Annotated in this window: 19 protein-coding genes and 1 pseudogene; 10 read left to right on the top strand and 10 right to left on the bottom strand. The window is 65.8% G+C overall.

Annotated elements, in window-relative coordinates; genetic code table 11:
• The first annotated feature begins 104 nt into the window (after positions 1-104).
• The 4 genes from ACOJB8_RS25540 (at position 105) to ACOJB8_RS25555 (ending at position 3,584) form a co-directional block, all read left to right on the top strand.
• On the top strand, positions 105-374 hold the full coding sequence (locus ACOJB8_RS25540; protein WP_069266645.1) for a CsbD family protein: 270 nt from the start codon (positions 105-107) through the stop codon (positions 372-374).
• Positions 375-475: 101 nt separating this feature from the next.
• On the top strand, positions 476-1,681 hold the full coding sequence (locus ACOJB8_RS25545) for a paraquat-inducible protein A (RefSeq protein WP_342948785.1): 1,206 nt from the start codon (positions 476-478) through the stop codon (positions 1,679-1,681).
• On the top strand, positions 1,678-2,976 hold the full coding sequence (locus ACOJB8_RS25550; RefSeq protein WP_342948784.1) for an MlaD family protein: 1,299 nt from the start codon (positions 1,678-1,680) through the stop codon (positions 2,974-2,976). Before ACOJB8_RS25545 ends, ACOJB8_RS25550 begins: the two co-directional genes overlap by 4 nt.
• Complete coding sequence (locus ACOJB8_RS25555; protein WP_069266648.1) at positions 2,973-3,584, top strand: PqiC family protein; 612 nt, start codon at positions 2,973-2,975, stop codon at positions 3,582-3,584. Before ACOJB8_RS25550 ends, ACOJB8_RS25555 begins: the two co-directional genes overlap by 4 nt.
• A gap of 38 nt (positions 3,585-3,622) precedes the next feature.
• Here the strand turns inward: ACOJB8_RS25555 and ACOJB8_RS25560 are convergent, their stop codons facing one another.
• Together ACOJB8_RS25560 and ACOJB8_RS25565 are read right to left on the bottom strand one after the other, a co-directional pair.
• On the bottom strand, positions 3,623-5,104 hold the full coding sequence (locus tag ACOJB8_RS25560) for an alkaline phosphatase family protein (RefSeq protein ID WP_069266649.1): 1,482 nt from the start codon (positions 5,102-5,104) through the stop codon (positions 3,623-3,625).
• A gap of 195 nt (positions 5,105-5,299) precedes the next feature.
• A pseudogene (locus ACOJB8_RS25565) lies at positions 5,300-5,542 on the bottom strand (MmyB family transcriptional regulator); the annotation flags it as partial.
• Between the two features lie 115 nt (positions 5,543-5,657).
• Here ACOJB8_RS25565 and ACOJB8_RS25570 point away from each other — a divergent pair.
• Positions 5,658-6,563, top strand: a complete 906-nt coding sequence (locus ACOJB8_RS25570; protein WP_475014946.1) for an SDR family oxidoreductase — start codon at positions 5,658-5,660, stop codon at positions 6,561-6,563.
• A gap of 63 nt (positions 6,564-6,626) precedes the next feature.
• On the opposite strand, the gene ACOJB8_RS25575 is transcribed toward ACOJB8_RS25570, so the two are convergent.
• On the bottom strand, positions 6,627-7,823 hold the full coding sequence (locus tag ACOJB8_RS25575; protein WP_475014949.1) for a phytanoyl-CoA dioxygenase family protein: 1,197 nt from the start codon (positions 7,821-7,823) through the stop codon (positions 6,627-6,629).
• Between the two features lie 110 nt (positions 7,824-7,933).
• The gene (locus ACOJB8_RS25580; RefSeq protein WP_475014951.1) at positions 7,934-8,875 is read right to left on the bottom strand and encodes a LysR family transcriptional regulator; all 942 of its coding nucleotides are present in this window, start codon (positions 8,873-8,875) and stop codon (positions 7,934-7,936) included.
• 185 nt (positions 8,876-9,060) lie between these two features.
• On the opposite strand from ACOJB8_RS25580, the gene ACOJB8_RS25585 reads away from it, so the two are divergent.
• Complete coding sequence (locus tag ACOJB8_RS25585) at positions 9,061-10,572, top strand: CoA-acylating methylmalonate-semialdehyde dehydrogenase (RefSeq protein ID WP_475014953.1); 1,512 nt, start codon at positions 9,061-9,063, stop codon at positions 10,570-10,572.
• Between the two features lie 143 nt (positions 10,573-10,715).
• On the opposite strand, the gene ACOJB8_RS25590 is transcribed toward ACOJB8_RS25585, so the two are convergent.
• Complete coding sequence (locus ACOJB8_RS25590; protein ID WP_069266654.1) at positions 10,716-11,630, bottom strand: LysR family transcriptional regulator; 915 nt, start codon at positions 11,628-11,630, stop codon at positions 10,716-10,718.
• A gap of 110 nt (positions 11,631-11,740) precedes the next feature.
• On the opposite strand from ACOJB8_RS25590, the gene ACOJB8_RS25595 reads away from it, so the two are divergent.
• On the top strand, positions 11,741-12,757 hold the full coding sequence (locus tag ACOJB8_RS25595; protein WP_475014956.1) for a zinc-dependent alcohol dehydrogenase family protein: 1,017 nt from the start codon (positions 11,741-11,743) through the stop codon (positions 12,755-12,757).
• A gap of 68 nt (positions 12,758-12,825) precedes the next feature.
• Here the strand turns inward: ACOJB8_RS25595 and ACOJB8_RS25600 are convergent, their stop codons facing one another.
• The 4 genes from ACOJB8_RS25600 to ACOJB8_RS25615 form a co-directional block, all read right to left on the bottom strand.
• Positions 12,826-14,178 carry a TRAP transporter large permease gene (locus ACOJB8_RS25600; protein WP_069266656.1) on the bottom strand — a complete coding sequence of 451 codons (1,353 nt, stop codon included), beginning with the start codon at positions 14,176-14,178 and terminating at the stop codon, positions 12,826-12,828.
• Between the two features lie 7 nt (positions 14,179-14,185).
• Complete coding sequence (locus ACOJB8_RS25605) at positions 14,186-14,665, bottom strand: TRAP transporter small permease (RefSeq protein ID WP_069266657.1); 480 nt, start codon at positions 14,663-14,665, stop codon at positions 14,186-14,188.
• A gap of 78 nt (positions 14,666-14,743) precedes the next feature.
• On the bottom strand, positions 14,744-15,703 hold the full coding sequence (locus tag ACOJB8_RS25610) for a TRAP transporter substrate-binding protein (RefSeq protein ID WP_475014991.1): 960 nt from the start codon (positions 15,701-15,703) through the stop codon (positions 14,744-14,746).
• A gap of 440 nt (positions 15,704-16,143) precedes the next feature.
• Positions 16,144-17,136 carry a LacI family DNA-binding transcriptional regulator gene (locus ACOJB8_RS25615; protein WP_069266659.1) on the bottom strand — a complete coding sequence of 331 codons (993 nt, stop codon included), beginning with the start codon at positions 17,134-17,136 and terminating at the stop codon, positions 16,144-16,146.
• Positions 17,137-17,310: 174 nt separating this feature from the next.
• Here ACOJB8_RS25615 and ACOJB8_RS25620 point away from each other — a divergent pair, with 174 nt between their 5' ends.
• From ACOJB8_RS25620 to ACOJB8_RS25630, 3 genes are all read left to right on the top strand, one after another.
• Positions 17,311-18,144, top strand: a complete 834-nt coding sequence (locus ACOJB8_RS25620; protein ID WP_069266660.1) for an NAD-dependent epimerase/dehydratase family protein — start codon at positions 17,311-17,313, stop codon at positions 18,142-18,144.
• Positions 18,145-18,439: 295 nt separating this feature from the next.
• A complete protein-coding gene (locus tag ACOJB8_RS25625) occupies positions 18,440-18,838 on the top strand; it encodes a helix-turn-helix transcriptional regulator (protein ID WP_368618849.1) in 399 nt (132 codons plus the stop codon).
• Between the two features lie 38 nt (positions 18,839-18,876).
• Positions 18,877-20,166: a type II toxin-antitoxin system HipA family toxin gene (locus ACOJB8_RS25630; protein ID WP_475014993.1), complete on the top strand. Its 1,290-nt coding sequence runs from the start codon at positions 18,877-18,879 to the stop codon at positions 20,164-20,166.
• A gap of 6 nt (positions 20,167-20,172) precedes the next feature.
• Here ACOJB8_RS25630 and ACOJB8_RS25635 read toward each other — a convergent pair whose 3' ends face one another.
• Positions 20,173-21,081, bottom strand: a complete 909-nt coding sequence (locus ACOJB8_RS25635) for a LysR substrate-binding domain-containing protein (protein ID WP_368684606.1) — start codon at positions 21,079-21,081, stop codon at positions 20,173-20,175.
• Positions 21,082-21,157 lie beyond the last annotated feature (76 nt).

The following is a 21,157-nucleotide window of genomic DNA, read 5'->3' on the forward strand; positions in this document are numbered from 1 at the left end:
TTTCATCGATCGCTGCACGGCGGGCATTCGCGTTGCTCCACCGTCATTGCGCAAGTGGAGCGCGCAAATTCAATGACCCACCCTGAGCACACAGGAGCACGATCATGGACACGAGACACGCACACGCCATCGCGAACGAGGTCGCGGGAGAAGCGCAGCACCTGGCCGGCCGCATGCTGCGCGACCCCGCCATGGGCCTGGCCGGCAAGGCAAAGGTGCTGTACGGCAAATCCCAACAGGCCTTGAACGATGCGGCCGACGCAACACGCGACAACGTCGCCGACAAGCCCATGACCGCGCTCGGGCTCGCCGCCGCTGTCGGCTTCGCGCTCGGCGCGGCATGGGTCTTGAACCGCAATAAATCCGAAGGCTGAAAGCCAACCCCGGCTCGGGAACGCTTTATGCGCGTGGTCGTGAAATCGCCTCACTGATGCGAATCGTGTGTCATCGCGAGGCGTAGTCAGGAGCTCCGCCCATGACGATCGGCTGTCCCGAATGCGGCGCCCTCGAGGACATCCCTCCGCTCGGCCCGCGCATGCTCGCGCGCTGCAGGACCTGCCACTACCCGCTCGAGCGGCGCAGCGGGCGCAGCATCACCGCTTCGCTCGCCTGCGCCATCACGACCTTCGTCCTGCTGTTCCCCGCCAACCTCGCGCCGCTGATGACGGTGCACATGCTCGGCGCCGATCGTTCATCCGTTCTCGCGTCGGGCATCGTGTCGATCTGGCGCGACGGCTGGCTCGCGCTCGCGCTGTTGCTCGGCGCATTCGGCATCGTGCTGCCGTTCGTACGCTTCGGCCTGCTCATGATCGTGCTGGGACTGGTCGGCTTCGGTGTGCGATTCAGGCATATCGGCACGCTCTTTCGCTGGTCCATCGCGCTCGACATCTGGGCCATGCCCGACGTCTACCTCGCCGGTTGCCTCGTCGGCTATGCGCGCGTCACGCAGAACCTCACGGGAACGATCGGGGCGGGCGGCTACTGTTTCATCCTTGCCGCGCTCATGTCGATGCTCACGCGCGCCTCGCTCGATCGCCGCACCGTCTGGCGCGCCATCGTCCCCGACCAACAGGCGCCGCACGGGCATGGCGCGCTGTCCTGCCCCGTGTGCGACCTCGTCGTGCCCATTTCGCATGAAGGCCGGCCATGCCCGCGCTGCGGCCTGAAACTGCGCGCGCGCAAGCCGGACGCCGTGGTGCGCGCGGCCGCGCTCACGCTCGCGGCGCTCGTGCTCACCGTGCCCGCCAACTTCTATCCGATGACCATGTCGCGGCAACTCGGGCATTACGACTCGCACCGCATCATCGACGGCGTCTATCAGCTCTTTCACGTCGGACTATGGCCGTTCGGCATCCTGATCATTGGCACGAGCATCGTCATTCCCCTTGCGAAGCTCGGCGGCATGGTGTGGTTCATCACCTCGGTCTTGCGCCATTCGCGCCGGCACCTGCGCGCCAAGGCCCATCTTTATCGCTGGATCGACGAACTGGGCCGCTGGTCGAACGTCGACGTCTTCACGATCGCGGCATTCGTGCCGCTGATCCACTTCGATGGCGTGGCGGTGGCGAGACCCGACACCGGCGCGACGGCGTTCGCACTCGTCGTCTTCTTCACGATGCTGGCCTCGCGCAGCTTCGACCCGCGCATGATGTGGGACGTGCATAGGCGGAGAAAGCCATGAGCGGCCCGCATCGCCACCGCACGCAAGCCGAAGTGCGGCGCAGCGCCTGGCCCGGCTGGATCTGGGCCGTGCCGATTGCCGCCATCGGCGCGACGGGATGGCTCGGCCTGCGCGCGCTCGTCCATGACGGCGAGACCGTTGTCGTGACGTTCGACAATGCCTACGGCATGAAGCCCGACGACACAATCGTCACGCTGCACGGCGTGAAAGTGGGCGCCGTCTCGGACGTGTCGCTCGCGCCAGATGGTCAGCATGTCGAAGCAAAGCTCCGGATCGACCGGGCGGAGAATCCGTATTTGCGCTCGGGCACGCGGTTTTACCTGCGCGGCGCGAAGGTGGATTTGAGCGACCCTGCCTCGCTGAAGGCCATGCTTTCGGGACCCGAAATCGTCATGGAGCCCGGTCCCGGCAAACATGCCGACCACTTCGACGGGAGCGATCGCCGGCCGCCGCTTGCGCCCGAACACGGTCCGATGGTGCGCTATGCGGTGCGCTTCGACGGCGCGGTCGGCAACCTGGAGACCGGCTCGGAAGTGGACCTGCGCGGCTTTCCCGTGGGGACCGTCACGAGCGTGCGCCTGAGCTACGACGTGCGCACTGGCGCGCTGAGCACCCCGGTTCAACTCGCGCTGGACCCGTCGCAGCTTGGCATCGTCGGCGCGCCGCCGCCCGCGGACGGCAACTGGCGGCCGCTCGTCGACGGCATGCTCGATCACCTCGTCGCCGACGGGCTGCGCGCGCGCCTTTCGCAGGACCCGCCGCTCGTCGGGCCGCGCAAGGTCAATCTCGACTTCGTTGCGGGCGCAGCGGGCGCGACGCTCACCGCCGACAGCGGGCTCCCCGTGATCCCGAGCGTCGCCCCCGCCGATTTCGATACCATGACCTCGCGCGCCGGCGAGGTGATCCGGAAGATCGACGACCTGCCGATCAAGCAAACGGGCGACGAAGTGCGCAGCATTGCCGCGCACGTGAACGCCATCAGCGCCTCGCCGCAGATCCGCGACAGCCTCATGCATATCGACCGCTCGGTTGCGCAAATCGATCAGACGCTCGCGCAGGTGTCGCCCAAGATCGGCCCGCTCGTCGCGCAGCTGCGCGAGACGGCGAACGAAGCCGATCGCACCGTCGCGGCAGCCAATCGCACGCTGGGCGCCGACGCCTCGAGCCAGAACGACCTGCCCGCCGCGCTGCGCGAGCTGACGGATACCGCGCGCTCGGTTCGCGCGCTAGCCGACTATCTCGACCGGCATCCCGAAGCGCTGCTGCGCGGCAAGGCACAGGAGGAGAGCCAATGATGCGCCGCCAAGCGAGCCGGGCTTCGATCGCGCGACTGCTAGATGCGGCCGTGCTCGCGGGCATCGGCGTCGGGATCACCGCATGTGGCCACAGCGCACCCACGCGTTACGTCACGCTCAACGCGACGCCTGCGCAAGCGCCGCTTGCCACCGCCGCCATGGCGCCGGTGCAGCTGGGCGCCGTGCATATTCCCGCCGTGCTCGACCGGCCCGAAGTGGTGACGCATGTCGCGCCCAACCGGCTCGCCGTCGACGACAACGACCGCTGGGGGGCGCCGCTCGGGCAGATGATGCGCAGCACGCTCGCGCAGGACCTGCTGCCGCGCCTGCCGCCCGGCGCATTCGTTTTTCCGGACGCGCCCGCGCCCGCCGGCACGCGCACGCTCGTCGTCACGGTGCTCGACTGCAACGCGAGCGCGGGCGGCACGCTCACGCTGCAAGTGGCGTGGACGCTGCTCGCGGGTCAGCCCGCACGAACCACAATGAGCCAGGAGGCGGCGCTAAGCGCACAGGTCGAGGGTCACGATGCGGCCGCGCAAGCCGCTGCGCTCAGTCGCGTGCTCGGCGAACTCGCCGACCGGATCGCCGCATCGATCGCCGTGCGCTGACACGGCGATCGCTGACACAGGCGGCCCTCCCCGCAGCGCTAACCTCCCGTCTGGAATCCTAACGACGCCGCCTTGGCGCGCAGGTCCGCGAAGCGGTCCACGTTCGGGTTGGTCGCGAGCTGCGACTGATCGATCGACGACACCGGATTCGACGGCGACACCCCGGGGATCCCCGAGCACTCCCCGCCGAACGTGCCTTGGGCAATCGTGAACGCAGGCGCGTCGGTGCGCGGCGCATCGGTGAAATCGAGCGCATAGGCGAGATTGAACGTCGCCGAATCGCTGCTGCGCACGCCGAGCGGCGGCAAGCCGAAGCGCCATTGCAGCAGCGCGTGAATCGAACTCGGGTCGAACGGATAGCGCGTGACCGTGCCCGCGCGAACGCGCGGCCCCAGCAGCGCGAGCGGCACGCGAAAACCCAGCTTGCCGTCGTTGCCGAGCGCGAGCTCGTTCTTGCTGATCGGCCTCGTGGGCGGCACCACGTGCTCGAGAAAGCCGCCCCACTCGTCATACACGACGATCATCAGCGTGCGGTTCCAGGTCGGACTCGTGCGCAGCGCTTCGTACACCTGCCCGAGAAACGCCTCGCCGTTGCGGATGTCCGCGTGCGGATGATCGTCCGCGGAAGTGCCTTGCGGCTCGCCCGCGAATGCCGGATCGACCATGCAGAACGGCGGCAGCGTACCCGTCCCGGCATGCGCGACAAAATCCGCAAACGGACGCGAAATGCCGACATGGCGCCTGCCGTAAAGCGCCGTGAACGGCACGTCGTGATAGTAGTAGTTGCAGCCGATATTCGCGGCGCTGAGCCTGTCCCAGATCGTGGGGAGCGTCGAATTGTCGATACTGTCGTCGAGGCGATCCGTGGCGCCGCTGTGCAGATAAAGGCGATTGGGAAACGTGCTGGTGAGGATGCCGGTGAAGTAGAAGTCGCCGATCGTGTAACTGCTCGCGACCGCGTCGAAGAACTGCACATCGGCCGAAGTGTAGTAACCGATGGGCAGCAAGTCGCCCTGATGCAGGCTCGTGCCCGGCGTGAGGAGAAAGCCGTTCATCGCGCCCGAAGCGAGTTGCGTACGCGCGCCGTCGTAGCTGTGATTGGGGTCCTGGTACGCGCACGCCTGGTAGCCATAGGCGGAATTCGCTGCGAGCGAAAACGGCGTTTGCGTCGCGCCGAACGCGTCCTTGAACTGCCGGTTCGCGGGCATGCCTTCGGCGCCCGGCACCCAGCCGAGGAAGTGGTCGAAGGAACGATTTTCCATCGTGACGAGCACGATGAAGTCGATGCCCGAACTCGCTGGATTCGGCAACGCCGGACGCGGCAAGCTATAACGGTCAGCGCCGTCCGGCGAGGGAACGTCGCCGACCGAGGGCGCGGGCGCGTCGCCGTTCTGGCCGGCCGGGTCGTCACCGCCTCCGCCACCGCAGCCCGATAATGCAACGCTGCCGGCAACCGCCGCTACGCCGGCAAGAAAGCGGCGCCGGTCGTATCCGTGATGCGGGCTATTGTCGTCTCCCATGACACGTCTCCTGGTTGGATGCGGCGCTGGCAATCCGCCCGTGCCTCGCTGCCGCGAAGCGAAACGCGCTCGCGACGGCGAGCAGCGGACGGCCTTTGCCCGCAAGCCTCGCGCCCGCTGTGGTGCAGCCAGGACACGCTCGGAGTGTGGCGATGAGAGAGGAGGACGAGGGAGGTCAGGATGCGTGCGGCAGGGTCACGACTGCTCGATGAGCGCCTTGATGCGCTCGGCCTGCCCGGCATCGACCGGGTTGTAGGCGATCATGTGCAGGTCGGGCCGGCCATCGACGGAAAACGCCGATTGCTCCAGCGCGATCAGACCCAGCGTGGGATGGTGCAAGCGCTTCACGTGGTCGGCTTCTGCATGTGCCGGCACTTCGTTCTCGCGCCACAGTGCGTCGAACTCGGGGCTCATGCTGCACAACTCGTCGACGAGCCAGCCGAATGAATCGGAATGGAAAGCCTGTTAGTCATCTTACTATGATGAACTCACTACTTTAACGGTATAGAGAATTTGGAGATAGTACGCCAGTCATGACCCAGGAGAGATGACCATGCGTATTTTTCTAACTGGCGCGACCGGCTTCATCGGCTCGGCGCTCGTGCCGGAACTCATCGAAGCCGGTCACGAAGTGATCGGCATGACCCGTTCCGAAGGCGGCGCACAGGCGCTCGCCAGGGCGGGTGCACGCGTGCATCGCGGCACGCTGGAGGAACCGGCAAGCCTGCGCAGCGGCGCGGAGCAAGCGGACGCCGTGATCCACACGGCCTTCGACCACGACTTTTCGCGCTTCGTCGAAAACTGCGAAAAGGACAAGCGCGCCATTGCGGCGCTCGGCACCGCCCTCGCCGGCTCGGATCGTCCGCTACTGATCACGTCCGGCACGGGCATCGGCAACGCCCAGCCAGGCGAACTGGCCAGCGAGGACGTCTTCAATCCGGGCCATCCCAACCCGCGTATTGCGTCCGAGCTGGCTGGGCAGGTACTGTTGGAACAAGGGCTCAATGTAGGCGCGGTGCGGCTGCCCCAGGTCCACAACCCGTTCCGGCAGGGGCTCATTACGCCGCTCGTCGCGATCGCCCGCGAGAAAGGCGTTTGCGCCTACGTGGGCGACGGCCAGAACCGCTGGCCGGCGGGCCACCTCTCCGACGTCGTGCGCCTTTATCGGCTCGCCGTTGAAAAAGGTCAACCGGGCGCGCGCTACAACGCGGTTGGCGAAGAAGGCGTGACGAGCCGCGCAATCGCCGAGGCGCTAGGCCGCGGGCTCGGCCTGCCGGTCGTTTCGATCGCGCCGGAAGAGGCAGCCGCGCATTTCGGCTGGATGGGGATGTTCGTCGGCCTCGACGTGCCCGCTTCGAGCGCGCTCACCCAGGCGCGGCTAGGCTGGCGCCCGACCGGTCCCTCGCTGATTGCCGATCTGAACGAAGCGCGCTTCGCCGAGGTGGGAGCGTCGACTTGATCCGGCAGCAATCCTGAATATCCTCACCTCACCGTCTCGTGGTCGACGACGCCATCGCCGCGCTTACGCGGGGTCGCGTCGCGCGTCATGCGCGCGCAACGCCACGGCGAATCTGCCTGGCTCCCAGTCCTCATGCAGCGCGCGCTGCATGAGTGCCTGCTGGCTTTCTGGCGCGAGGCCCCCCAAAGGCGGGTCCCGGTCGAGATTCGTGGGAAACGGATAGCCTTCGGCGCACGACGCGATGACCGCCACGGTCGCAAGTTCGTCTGCAACGCCCAGGCCCTTCCTGCGCCACTCGCGCAGCACGGGATAAATCGCCTCGCACATGCTCGTACGGTCGAGCGCTTCCATTGCGCGCCCCATCGCCGACGAAACCTGCAGCAGATTCGCCATGCGCTGTACGTCAGCGGTGCGGTTCGCGCCCGCCGCATGAAATAGCGCGGGATTGAAGAACAGAGCGTCGCCCCTGGTAAGCGGCAACTGTACGCAATGCGTTTCGAAGTACGCGCGGAAATCGGCTCGCCGCCATGCAAGATAGCCCTCGGCATAGCGTTGCGAGTACGGCAGGAGTTTCGTCGGCCCGCTCTCGACCGGCATGTCGCTGTGCGCCACCGCCCCCTGGAGCGTGAGGAAAGCGGATACATGATGCACGTGCGCCGGATAACGCTGCGCCTGCTCGATCGTCTGGAATCCCAGGTGATAGTCGCGGTGCGCTTCCTGTGCCGCGCCGCCCGGCCGCACCACGTTGACCTGCGAAGTCATCTGATAGCACGGTCCGAGCCACGCCTCGCACACGGCCATGAGCGGCAGATTTGCGAAGTAGTCGACGAACACGGCAGGCGCTTCGAGGCAGAGCTTCTGTTGCGCATTCCAGATGCGGTCGTTTGCGCCCGCCTTCGCGAAATGGTCCGCGCCGCTCGTGCCCTGCTCCCGCTCGGCCCGGATGATGGCTTCGAACACGGCGGTGGCATCGTCCACGGGCTGCGTATTCGCGTAGGCGCGCTCGAGCACCAGCACGCCGGCGCCGTCGCGCAGCACATGCGCCCATTCCGCCTGCAACTGCGCGCGCCGCGCCGCGTCGTGCAGCGCGCCTTCGAGCGCCACGCAGTCGTAGACGGGAATGCGCTGCCTCACATCGCAGGCGTAACGCAACGGGCTGCCGTCGTCGCGCAGTCGGTTCACGAAGGCGTCCAGCGAGCATTCGCGTTCGACGTACCATTGCCGCCCCAAATCCGCCACCGGTGTTTCGTGCTGGTCCATGCGTCTGCCTCCGTGTTGGATCAAGCATAACGTCGGCACCCGGCGCCGTGGATACCAAAAATCTATCAAAACCGCATCAGGAAGGCGGCGGCAGGGCTGCGTGCGCCACCTCACTCCAGCGGAAAGCCATCCTTGAACGTCTGCCGCAGAAACTCCGTAAAGTGCTTGACCGCTCGCGGCACCTGCGCCCCATACGGCCGCACGACGTGCAATTGCGAAGCGAACGCGCCCACGGGGCGCCAGTTGGGCAGCAGCACGACGAGCTTGCCGGCCTGCAGCGCGGCCTGCGCGCTGAAATCGGGCAACAGCGCGATGCCGAGATGTTCCAGCGCCGCGTCGCGCAACGCCTCGCTGTTGTTCGCCGAGAACGGGCCGTTTACCGTCACCGTCTCGCGCGCGCCTTCCGCGCGGCGGCCGGCTTTCTCGAACGACCACACGCCCGCCCCCAGCGGGCGCGGATAGAACAGACAGTCGTGCTGCGCCAGATCGGCGGGCGTTTGCGGCGTGCCTCGCTGCTTGAGGTAAGGCCGCGTGGCGACGATGACCGAGCGCGTGTCGCAGAGCTTCCAGGCCACGTGGGTTTCCGGCACCTGCGCGCTATGGCGAATCGCGAGATCGAACCCTTCGGTCGCAATCGAGCTGAGCCGGTCGGAAAGCTCCAGTTGCACGCGCACTTCGGGATGCGTGCGCGAAAAGTGCGCGAGACGCGGCACCAGTTGCTGGCGCGCGAAGGCGACCGGTGCAGTGACGCGCACCGTGCCGCGGGCGACGTCGGCCATCTCGCGCACGCTCGCGAAGCTCGCGGCGATGCTGTCGAACTGCGCGCGCGTGTCCTCCACGAGCCGCAGCCCCGCCTCCGTGAAGCGCACGCTGCGCGTGGTGCGCTGCACAAGCGGCACGCCCGCCACGCGCTCCAGTTCCGAGATGCGCTGGCTCACGGCCGCCTTGCTCACGCCCAGGCGCGTCGCCGCCGCGGTATAGCTGCCCTGGGTGGCCAGCACATTGAGCCAGTGTAAATGCGTCCAGAGTGCTTCGACTCGCTGTGTATCCATCGATCAAAAGTCCGCGTCAAAACTCGTGAATCCCGCGTCGATACTAGCATACCGTTCGCGCACTTTTCACAGACTACGCCAGTGATTGTTCACAGCTGAAAACAATCAATTCAGCGCCAGCGTCTTTCCTCGCCCCCGCACCCTCCGTAGACTGGCGGCACGCACTCACCTAACGAGGAGATAACATGCAGGCCTATACCGATTCCGCAGACGTAGTCCACTTCATCGGCGGCAAGACCGAGCGCGGCACGGGCGACCGCACGCAAGCGATCTTCAACCCCGCGACCGGCGCCGCCGCGCGCCGCCTCGTGCTGGGCGAAGTCGCCGACGTGGACGCCGCCGTGGCGAGCGCGAAAGCTGCGTTCCCGAAGTGGCGCGACACGCCGCCCATTCGCCGCGCGCGCGTCATGCTGCGGTTCCTCGAGCTGATGAACCGTCACGCGGACGAACTCGCGGCGATCATCACGGCCGAGCACGGCAAGGTCTTCTCCGACGCGCAGGGCGAAGTGGCGCGCGGTATCGACGTGATCGAATTCGCCTGCGGCATTCCGCAACTGCTCAAGGGCGACTACACCGAACAGGTTTCCACGGGCATGGACAACTGGACCGTGCGCCAGCCGCTGGGCGTGGTGGCGGGCATCACGCCGTTCAACTTCCCTTGCATGGTGCCGTGCTGGATGTTCCCGGTGGCGCTCGCAGCCGGCTGCACGTTCATCCTCAAGCCTAGCGAGCGCGACCCTTCCGCTTCGCTTTTCATGGCGCGTCTGCTCACGGAAGCCGGCCTGCCCGACGGCGTGTTCAACGTCGTGCAAGGCGACAAGGACGTGGTCGACGCCCTGCTCGCGCACCGCGACGTGAAGGCCGTGAGCTTCGTGGGCTCCACGCCGATCGCGAACTACATCTACGAGACCGGTGCGAAGCACGGCAAGCGCGTGCAGGCGCTCGGCGGCGCGAAGAACCACATGGTCGTGATGCCCGACGCGGACCTCGACAAGACCGTGGACGCGCTGATCGGCGCGGGCTACGGGTCGGCCGGCGAGCGCTGCATGGCGATCTCGGTGGCCGTGCTGGTGGGCGATGTGGCCGACAAGATCGTGCCGCGCCTCGCCGAGCGCGCACGCAGCCTCATCGTGAAGAACGGCATGGAAGCCGACGCGGAAATGGGCCCGATCGTCACGAAGCAGGCGCTCGAGCGCATCGAAGGCTATATCGCGAGCGGTGTGGAAGAAGGCGCGAAGCTCGTGGTGGACGGACGCGGCCTCGAGGTGCCGGGCCACGAAGCAGGCTTCTTCACCGGCGGTACGCTGTTCGACAACGTCACGCCCGAGATGCGCATCTACAAGGAAGAAATTTTTGGACCGGTGCTCGCCTGCGTGCGCGTGAAGGATTTCGCCGAGGCCGTGGAACTCATCAACGATCACGAGTTCGGTAACGGCGTCGCCTGCTTCACGAGCGACGGCCACGTGGCGCGCGAGTTCGGCCGCCAGATCGAAGTGGGCATGGTGGGCATCAACGTGCCGATTCCGGTGCCGATGGCATGGCACGGCTTTGGCGGCTGGAAGCGCAGCCTCTTTGGCGACATGCACGCGTATGGCGAAGAAGGCGTGCGCTTCTATACGAAGCAGAAGTCGATCATGCAGCGCTGGCCGGAAAGCACCGAAAAGGGTGCGGAATTTTCGATGCCGGTGGCGAAGTAACAGTTGTCGGGCCTGCGTGAGTTTGCGTGGCGTGGACACTGGCCTCGCGGTCGCATCAAAGGACGCCATTCATGCTTTGATGAAGTGTCACTGATCATCACGACGCCATGACGCGTCGGCAGTGCGAGACGCGCTGCGCACGGTCAGTCCGGTTGCGCGCCGAGCATGCGCGAAATATCCGCGACGAGCGCATCCACCGCCACGCGCACCTTCGACGGCATGTGACGCGCCTTCTGCCGCACGACGTGCACTTCGTCGCCCATCACGCTCTTGCTGTCCATGACGAGTTCGAGTCGACCGTCGCTCAAATACGGGCTCATGAGCCAGCACGGCAGCCACGCGAGACCGGCGCCGGCGGCGGCGGCATCGGCGATCGCCAGCAGGTCGTCGAAGCACAGCCGCGACGCGAGCCGGCATTCCTCGATCTCGCCGCCGGGCCCGCGCACGCGCCACGCCGGGCTCTGTCCCGCTCGGCCATAGGCGATGCCTGTGTGAGTGGCGAGGGCTGCGACGTCCGCGGGCTTGCCGTGTTGCGCGAGATACGCAGACGACGCGCAGATCCCCATGCGCTGCACGCCAAGCCGGCGCGCGACGAGCGTGCCGTGATCGGGCAGCGTCCCGATGCGTACGGCCAGATCGAAGCCGTCCTCGACGAGATCGGCCACCCGGTCGCTAAACGAGAGTTCGACATTCAGACGCGGATGCTCCTCCACGAGCCGCCGCACCACGGGCGCCACGCACTGGCGTCCGAACAGCACCGGCGCGCTGATCCGCAAGCGCCCCGCAGGCTCGCGCCGTCCGTGATCGAAGGCGGCTTCCACGGCGCTCAGCTCCCCCAGCACGCGGCGGCACTGCTCGTAGTACGCGTGGCCTTCGTCGGTGAGGCTCAAGCTGCGCGTGGTCCGCTGCAGCAGGCGCACGCCCAGGCGCTGTTCGAGCCGCGCGACGATCTTCGCGACCGCCGAGCGCGTCACGCCAAGGCGCTCGCCCGCGGCGGAGAAGCTGCCCGCGTCCACCACGTCTACGAATTCGGCCACGCCGTTCAGGCGATCGTTCATATCCCCACTCCTTTTGTATCCACCGCGGCGACAACCAAGCTCCGGAATCTCACCAATGTCGCCTCGCAAGCAACACTATCATAGGTGCTCCCACTCGTACTGGAGCAGTCATGAACGCATGGAAACTGAAGGCCGGCAGCGGCCATGGCGCACTCGCGCGCACCGACTTCACGCCGCGCGCGCCCGGTCCGCATGACGTGGTCGTGAAGATTCACGCAGCCTCGCTCAACTATCGCGACCTGATGTTCGCGCGCGGCGATTACCTCGGCCTTGGCGACACGCCGCTCGTGCCCGTCGCCGACGGCGCGGGCGAAGTGGTCGAAGTCGGTGCGGCCGTCACGCGCTTCAAGCCCGGCGACCGCGTGATCAACACCTACTTCCCGCATTGGGTGGATGGCCCACCCACACCGTGGAAAGTGCGCGAGTCGCCCGGTGCGCAATTCGACGGGGTGCTCGCCGAACGCTTCGTCGCTGAGGAAACCTCGCTCGTCTCGATTCCCGCGCACCTGAGCTACGAGGAGGCCGCAACGATCTCGTGCGCCGGCATCACCGCCTGGAACGCGATCTTCGCCGATGGCGGCGCACGGCCCGGTGCAACCGTGGTGCTGCTCGGCACCGGTGGCGTGTCGATCTGGGGGCTGCAACTCGCCCACGCGGCGGGCTTGCGGACCATCATCACCTCTTCGAGCGACGAGAAGCTCGAACGCGCCCGCACCCTCGGCGCGAGCGAGACCATCAACTATCGTTCGCATCCCGAATGGCAGGACGAAGTGCTGCGGCTCACGGGCGGCGAAGGCGCGGATATCGTCGTGGAAGTGGGCGGACGCGATACGCTGCCGCGCTCGGTGGCGGCCACGAAGATGGGCGGGCTCGTTTCGATCATCGGCGGCGTGACGAGTTTCGCGGGCCCCGAATTGGGGTTGTTATCGGTGATCGGCGGTATCAAGCGTCTGCACGGCATCATGGTCGGCAGCCGCACGATGCTCGACGACTTGACGCGTTTCGTCGCCGCGCAGCAGATTCGCCCCGTGGTGGATCGCGTGTTCGCTTTCGAGGAAGCGCCCGAAGCTTACGCGTGGCTGGAAGCCGGCAAGCATTTCGGCAAGGTCGTGATACGCGTGGCCTGAGAGCACGTGCGCAGAAAAGCGAAGCGGGCACGCATGGTGCCCGCTCCGTTCTTCTTGTGCCGGTCGTTCTAGAAAACCGGATGCCCGTTGATCACGCTGGGCAGCCACGTCGAGAAGAACGGAAAGTAGGTGACCAGATTGATCGCGCTAAAAATCGCGAGATAGTATGGCCAAGCGACCTTGGTCGTCTCCCCGATCGACACATCGCCGATGGCGCAGCCGATGAACTGCACCGAGCCGATTGGCGGATGCACGAGGCCCAGCGCGCAGTTCAGCAGGATCATGATGCCGAACTGCACCGGGCCCACGCCGCTATGCATGGCGAGCGGCAGGAAGAGCGGCGTCGTGATGAGGATGTGCGCCGCCATGTCGATGAACGTGCCCAGAAACACCTGGATGATGTTGATGTAGAGAAGCATCAGCCAGGGAAGGGTCGTGGCATGTTCGAGCACGCGCTCGATGGCCTCCGGAATCTCCAGATAAGCCATCTGATAGCGCAGCATGTTCGACACCGCGATCAGCAGCAGCACCACGCCCGTGGTCTTGGCCGCACGCGAGAGGGCGAAGAACAGCTTCTCCTTCGTCATCGAGCGATACACGACCACGGTGAGCGCGAGCGAATACACCACGGCAATCGCGGCCGCTTCGGTGGCGGTCGCAATGCCCCGCGCCACGCAGAAGAGAATGATCGCGATCACGAACAGGCCAGGCAGCGCGCCGAGGAACGCCCGCACCACGGCGAGCCAGCCGGGAAACACCTGCAGCCTGGTCGAGCCGTCCGCGCTGCGCGGATAGCCGAAGCGGCGCGCCTGCCAGTAAGCCGCAATCAGCACGAAGCCCATGACCCACAACACCGGCAGCAGGCCCGAGAAAAGCAGGTCGCCAATCGACACGCCGCTCATCTGCTGGCCGTTCAGCGTGCCCGTAATGCCTTGCGCCGCGAACGCATAGATGATCATGTTGGTCGAGGTGGGCATCAACGCGCCCGCCAGCGACGAGTGCGTCGTCACGTTGACGGCATAGGCCGCGCTATAGCCTTCGCGCTTCATGAGCGGAATGACCACGCCACCCATCGCCGACGTATCGGCGGAAGGCGAACCGGAAACGCCGCCGAACAGCGTGCACGCGACGACATTGGCCATGCCGAGTCCGCCACGGAAATGTCCCACTGCAGCCTGGGCGAAGCGCAGGATGCGGTCGGCAATGCCGCCGTGCAGCATCAGCTCGCCGGAGAAAATGAAGAAAGGTACCGCGAGAAACGAAAACGCGTTCATGCCCGAGATCATCGACTGCATGGCAGTCGCGGCCGGCAGTCCTTCGTAAAGGTACGTGCTGACGCAGGCGAGACCGAGGGAGAAAGAAACCGGCACCCCAACGGCGAGGAGCACCAAAAAACTGAGCGAAAGAATTGCGAGTTCCATGTTTGCCCTACTTTGCCTTGCGTACGAACAGCGCCAGAAGATGCTCGAGCGAGAACAGCACGATGCAGGTACCGGCCACGACCGGTATGACATAGCGCACCGCTTCCGGTATGCCGAGAATCGCGATGTGGTCATCCATGGTCGTGTCCGCCATTTGCAGGCAGCCGAAGAAAATCGCCACGCCGAGCGCGATCAGGCAGAGATGCTGGAACGCCTCGGCGATCAGTTGCCCCCGCGGGGAAAGCTTCTTGACGAGCGAATCGAGACCGATATGCCCGCGCTCGCGCACCTTGAGCGCGGCGCCGAACATGGCGATCGTGACTACCAGCAGCAACGCGATCGGCTCGACGAAATCGGGTGCGCTCTCGAACACGTAGCGCATGATCACGCCGTAGAAGACGAGAACCGTCAGCGCGGCGAGCGCAACCGAGGCAACGATCGTCAGCAGGCGAAACAGCAAATCGTTGGGGAGTTTCAGGAAAGTCATGATCCATCCTTGCACGGCACACACTGAACAACGGCGTTTTTCCGGCTCCGCGCCGCTTGTGACGCGGAGCCCCAGGCTTTAGTGAATCGCCTGGATTTCGTCCACGATCTTCTTCATGTCGGCCGTCTTTTCATACTTCGTCCAGACCGGCTGCATGGCCTTAACGAAGGCCGCGCGATCGACCTGCGCGGCCGGAATGATGGTCGCGCCGCCCTTCTCCACCGTCTTGCCCGCCGTGTCTTCGCGCGCGGTCCAGAGCTTCACGTAGTACGGCACCGAGTCGGCTGCGGCCTTCTTGATGATCTCCTGCTCCTGCGGCGTGAGCGTGTCCCATACCTTCTTCGAGAACACCAGCACTTCCGGGGTCATCGCGTGATCGGTCTCGGAGTACACCTGTGCCACTTCGTAGTGCCTGGTTTCCTCGTACGACGGCAGGTTGTTTTCCGCTGCATCCACGAGGCCCGTCTTCAGGCCCGTATAGACTTCGGCGAACGGCATCGGCGTGGGCGTGCCGCCCATCGCCTTGATTTCGTCGACCATGAGGTCGGACGGCTGCACGCGCACCTTCAGGCCCTTCATGTCGGCCGGCGACTTGATCGGACGCTTCGCGTAGATCGAGCGCGCGCCGCTCTCGTAGAACGTCAGCGCAATCATGCCCTTGGCCTTGAACGCGTCCAGAATCTTCTGGCCTTCGGCGCCGTACATCACCTTGCGGAAATGGTCGATGTCGCGAAAGAGGAACGGCAGCGAGGGAATCATCGATTCCGGCACGATCTCGTTGAACGCGGCGCCATTGGCGCGCACCATGTCGAGCGCGCCGATACGCACCTGATCGATCGTATCGTTCTCCGAACCGAGTGCGCTGTTGCCGAACACCTTGATCGAGTCCTTGCCGCCCGTGGCCTGCGAAATTTCCTCGCCCATGTGCTTGAGCGCCATGTTGGTCGGGAAGGTGTCGCTGTGCACGTCGGCGACGCGGAACACGCGCGCGTGCGCGGCGCCTGCGGTGAGCGCCAGCGCCGCCGCCAGAACGGTCATTGCGGTCTTCGCGGTGCGTGCACCCTGTGAGTTGCGAAAGGTCTTTTTCATTGCTTGCCCCAAGAATGGAAGAGTTGTTTTCGAGCCGTGTTTGGGCTGATTCGCTGGCCAACCGGGTGTCTCAGAACCGGTGGTGGGTGATACCTGCGTGAAGGACGACGCAAAGGTGGGGTCGGGCGCCGGCAATCGCCACCCCGACTACAGCGCACTTCGACCGGCGCGTGTGCTCCGCCATTTTCCGATCTCCTTTTGTTCTTCCCGTGCCATTTCTGGAAAACGTTTTCTCGAAATTTAATGCGTTCCCTTCAAAATGGCTAGTAGGTAGTTACGCGGAGCGAAGGAGGGTTGGCGCGGCCCAGTTGGCGTATCGGAAACAGGCGTGGCAAGGCCGCCGGCCGTTGTCTGGCGGCCAGCGCGGGGGATCTACAGCGATCAGGGAATCAGCGACAGGCGACGGTCGAGTCGCGCACGACGAGGCGGGGTTCGAGCACGACCTGCTCGACATCGGCGCGGCCGGCCAGGACGTCGATGAGCTTTTGCATGGCCAGTTCGCCCATGCGCTCGCTCTGCCCGTCGATCGTGGTCAGGCGCGGCTCGACGTATTCGCCATAGGGCACGTTGTCGATGCCGGCAACCGAGACGTCCTGCGGCACGCGAAAGCCGAGCGACCTGGCCTCCTTCATGAAGCCGAGCGCAATGAGGTCGTTGTAGCAGATCACCGCCTGCGGGCGTTTCGGGCCGAGCATCACCCGCGAGCAGGCGTGCTCGCCCGCCTGGGCGGTCGGCGCGTGCGTTTCGTAGACATCGAGCGTGAGGCCGGCCTCGGCCAGCGCCTCGGTGGCGCCGGCAATACGCTCGTCGTTGATGGTCGCCGCGGCGAAGCCCAGATAGGCGATATGCCGGTGCCCGAGATTGAGCAGATGACGCACCAGCATGGACGTCGCGAGCCGGTTGTCGAAACCCACGGTGGGCATGTCGAGCCCGCGCACGGTCCTGAGCATGACGACCGGCTTGCCCAGATTCATCGTCCACCGGGCGATTTCCTCGGAAGCCCGCGAGCTGACGATGAGCCCGTCCACGCGCGGCGCGAGCGCTTCGATGAGCGAGCGTTCGCGGGCGAGATTCTCTTCGGCGTCCACGAGGAGCAGCGTGTAGTCGTGCTGGAGCGCCACGCGGTTCGCGCCCTTGACCACGTTCGTGAAGTGCGGGTTCGCGATGTCCAGAATGGCGATGCCGATGGTGCGCGTGCGCCCCGTGATCATCGAGCGCGCCAGCGGATTGGAGCGGTAGCCGAGCAGCGCGATGGCGTCCTTGACCTTCGCTTCCACCGCCGGCGAAAAGCGCTGGGTGCCGTTCACGTACTTCGATACCGTCGCGACCGAAACGCCGGCCATGGCGGCGACATCGCGAATCGTCGGGGAACCACTTTTCATAGATCGGCAACGCCAGGGAGGATCGACGGCGAGCATTGTCGCAGAAACGGACCTGGGGTGAACCCCGGTATTCGCCGCAGGTATTCCTCCATTGACGCTGCGACTGCCGATGGCTATATTTGGAAAACGTTTTCCTCGCGTTTTCAATACCAAAATAATCTCCAGGGAGCCCTGATGTCGCAACACCCACTTGCAGCCAAACCGTTCGGCCGCCTTCTTCTTACCGGCGCGGGCGGCAATCTGGGCCGTCAGTTGCGCGGCGCGCTCGCGAACTGGGCCGAGATCGTTCGCGTCAGCGACATCACGGAGCCGGGCGAGGCGGCGGCACACGAGGAAACGCGCCGCGTCGACCTCTCGGATCGCGCGGCGGTCATGCAACTCGTGGAGGGCGTGGATGCGATCGTGCACCTGGGCGGCATCTCCATCGACGCGCCATTCGACGATCTACTCGAAGCCAACATTCGCGGCACGTACAACCTCTATGAAGCCGCGCGCAAGCACGGCGTCAAGCGCATCGTCTACGCCAGCTCCAATCACGTCACGGGCTTCCATCCCGTCACGAGCGTGCTCGATACCGATGCCGCGCACCGGCCGGACAGCCTGTACGGCGTGACGAAATGCTTCGGCGAATCGCTGTCGCGCTATTACTTCGATCGCTTCGGCATGGAGACGGTCTGCCTGCGCATCGGTTCGTCGTTCGAAGAACCGAAGAACGCACGCATGCTCGTGACGTTCCTGAGCTATCGCGACTTCATCGAACTCGTGCGCTGCTCGCTGTTCACCAACCGCGTGGGTCATGCGATCGTCTATGGCGTGTCGGACAATCCGGCGAGCTGGTGGGACAACGGCAAGGCGGGATTCCTCGGCTACCGCCCGCGCGACAGCTCGGCGCCGTACGCCGAGCGCTTCCCGGCGACCGCGCCGAACGCCGAGCTCGGCGACGCTGCGCAGCAGTATCAGGGCGGACCGTTCGTGCTCGGCGAGCCGATGCATGGCGCCGAACGCTGATCGGAGTCCTGATAAAAGGGAAGACGGGCCCGGACGCCTGCAAGCAGACCGCCCTGGCCGCGAAGCGGCTGGGGCGGGGTTGTGCGGCGATTGACAGTTAGTTGCACATTTACTGGCGTGTCATGCACCTACCGCCGCCCTCGCCCGGCAGCGAATACAATCTGTAGACTGTATTTTTAAATTACAGCCTGTGATTTGTATTTTTACTTTACAGGGTATAGACTGTATCCGACTGGGCCGCGCGTTTCCGTTTGCCTCGGCCGCCTGCATCGGCATTTCGCCGCCCGGAGTTGCCGTGGACTACCCTCTCAAGACCCTGAGCCAGCTGCGCCCGATTCTCGTCGGCTTCCGCAAGAAGGCCGGCCTCACCCAGAAAGACATCGCCGCGCGGCTCGGCATCTCGCAGCAGAGCTATGCCGCGTTCGAGGCGAATCCCGAAGCCGCGAGCGTCGAGCGGCTCGTGCGGGTCTTGCGCCTCGTCGACGTCGAAATCAAGCTCGGCGCGCCCGAAGCCAAGGCCTCGCCTGTCGCGGCGAAAGCCGCGCCCCGCCCGGCCAAAGCACCTGCGGCTGCAGCCAGGATGCCGAGCGCGGCCAACCCCCCGGCCGCCCGCAAACGCACCCGCGCCACGCCGGCGGAGGCCGCGCCGCAGCGCCAGTCCGCCGGCCGCCGCAAGCCGAGGGAGGACTGGTGAGCACACGCCCCCGCCTGCCCAACCGGCTCGACCTGTGGATGAACGGCCTCCCGGTGGGCTACTGGGAGAACGTGCGCGGCAACGAACGCCTCGTCTACCTCGACAGCTGGCTCGACGACGAGCAAGGCCGCCCCCTTTCGCTCTCGCTGCCGTTCACGCCCGGCAACCAGCCCTACCGCGGCCAGATCGTCGCGGACTATTTCGACAATCTGCTGCCGGACAGCGACCGCATCCGCAGACGCATCGCCGCGCGCTACCAGACCGGCGGCACCTCGCCGTTCGAGCTGCTCGCCGCGCTCGGCCGCGATTGCGTGGGCGCGCTGCAGATCCTTCCAGCCGGCGTTGCGCCCACCGGCCTGAAGAGCATCAAGGGGCGCGCCCTGAGCGAAGGCGACATCGCGCAACTGCTGCGCGAAACCACCGCCACGCCGCATGCGGGCGAGCACGAAGCCGTGGACAGCCTGCGGCTGTCGATCGCCGGGGCGCAGGAAAAGACCGCACTGCTGCGGCATGGCGGGCAGTGGCTGCTTCCGCAGGGCAGCACGCCGACCACGCACATCCTGAAGCTGCCGCTCGGCCTCGTCGGCAACATGCGCGCCGACATGCGCACCTCGGTGGAAAACGAATGGCTGTGCACGCAAATCATCGCGGGCTACGGTTTGCCCGTCGCGCCGTGCGAAATGGCGCAATTCGAGGACGCGAAGGCACTGATCGTGGAGCGTTTCGACCGGCGTCTTGCGAGCGACGCCAGGTGGATCGTGCGCCTGCCGCAGGAGGATCTGTGCCAGGCCACGGGCACGTCCGGGCTCGCCAAATACGAAGCCGACGGCGGCCCCGGCATCGACGCGATCATGCAGGTGCTGGACGGCTCCGTGCAGGCCACGGCCGATCGCCGCAACTTCTTCGTCACGCAGCTCATCTTCTGGCTGCTCGCGGCCACGGACGGCCACGCGAAGAACTACAGCATTGCGCTGCTGCCCGGCAGCCAGTACGCCGCCACGCCGCTCTACGACGTGCTCAGCGCGCATCCGGTCGTCGGCCGGGGCCGCAATCATATTGCGCCGCAGCGCGTGAGCCTTGCGATGGCCGTGCGCGGACGCAACCGGCACTATCGCGTCGAGGAGATCTATCCGCGCCACTGGATCGCGCAAGGCCAGCGCGTGGGATTCTCCGCGGCGGATGTCGAAGCGATGCTCGCGCAGGTGGCAGCGCAAACGCCGCGCGTGATCGAAGCCGTCGCGGCGCAGATCCCCGCCGATTTCCCCGCAGATGTAGCCGACGCCGTTTTCGCCGGCATGCGCCGGCTCGCCGCGAGGCTTACCGCGTAGGCGAAATCAGCCGCCCGCAAGCTCATCGTCGTCGATCGCGCGCGTGAGCAGGTCGAGAAAGGCCTGCATGGTTTGCGGCAGCGTGCGGCCCGCCATCGTCTGGATCTGCAGCGTGCGCTGATGCAGTTCCGGGTTCGTGAGCGGCACCGCGGCCAGCCCCTCCACCTCGAGACGGCCGCGCACGGTCAGAAAGCCGGTGAACGTCACGGCATCGGTGAGGCGTACGAATCGTTGCAACGCCACATGATAGTTGCTGACGAACACCGGCTCGAAGATCAGCCCTTCGAGGCTGCACGCGATGTCGAGGAGCTGGCGGATCGTCACGCCCTGGCTGTTCATGGCGACCGGCCAGGGGATCAGATCGCGCAACGACAGCGACTCGCGCGCCGCCAGCGGATGATCGCGCCGCATGAGCGCGAAGATCGGCGCGCGCTGCGAACAGTGCACGGCAATCTCCTTCTCGGGCGCGACGCTGAAGCACAGCGCGATATCGGCTGTGCCCTCGCGCACGCGCTGCGTTGCAACAGAAGGCGCGGACACGTCCAGCTGAAAATGCGTTTGCGGATGGCTCCGGAGAAAGTGAGCAAATACCTGTGGCAGAAAATCCGGCGCGAGGCCTTCGGAACTCGCAACGCGGATGGTCGCGCGACCGCCCTCGCTCAGCCCGCGAATCTCGCCGACCACGCGCTCCGTTTCGAGCAGGCTGCGCCGCGCGTGCTCGGCCAGCATGCGCCCCGCCTCGCTCAGCACCATGCCGCGCGGGCGCCGTTCGAATAACGGCGTGCCGAGCTCCTCTTCGAGCCGGGCGATCTGCCGGCTGAGCGCAGACACGGCAACGTAGAGCCGCTCGGACGCCTTGCTCAGCGAGCCGCTGCGGGCCACTTCCAGAAAATAGCGCAGTGCGGTGTTGTCCATGTCGATGAGCGCGGTCTCGTCCGCTTTGCCGTTTCGGCAAAGATAGATCACAAATATTGTAATTGTGCAGAAATAT

This window comes from Paraburkholderia sp. BR10141, from assembly GCF_056155635.1.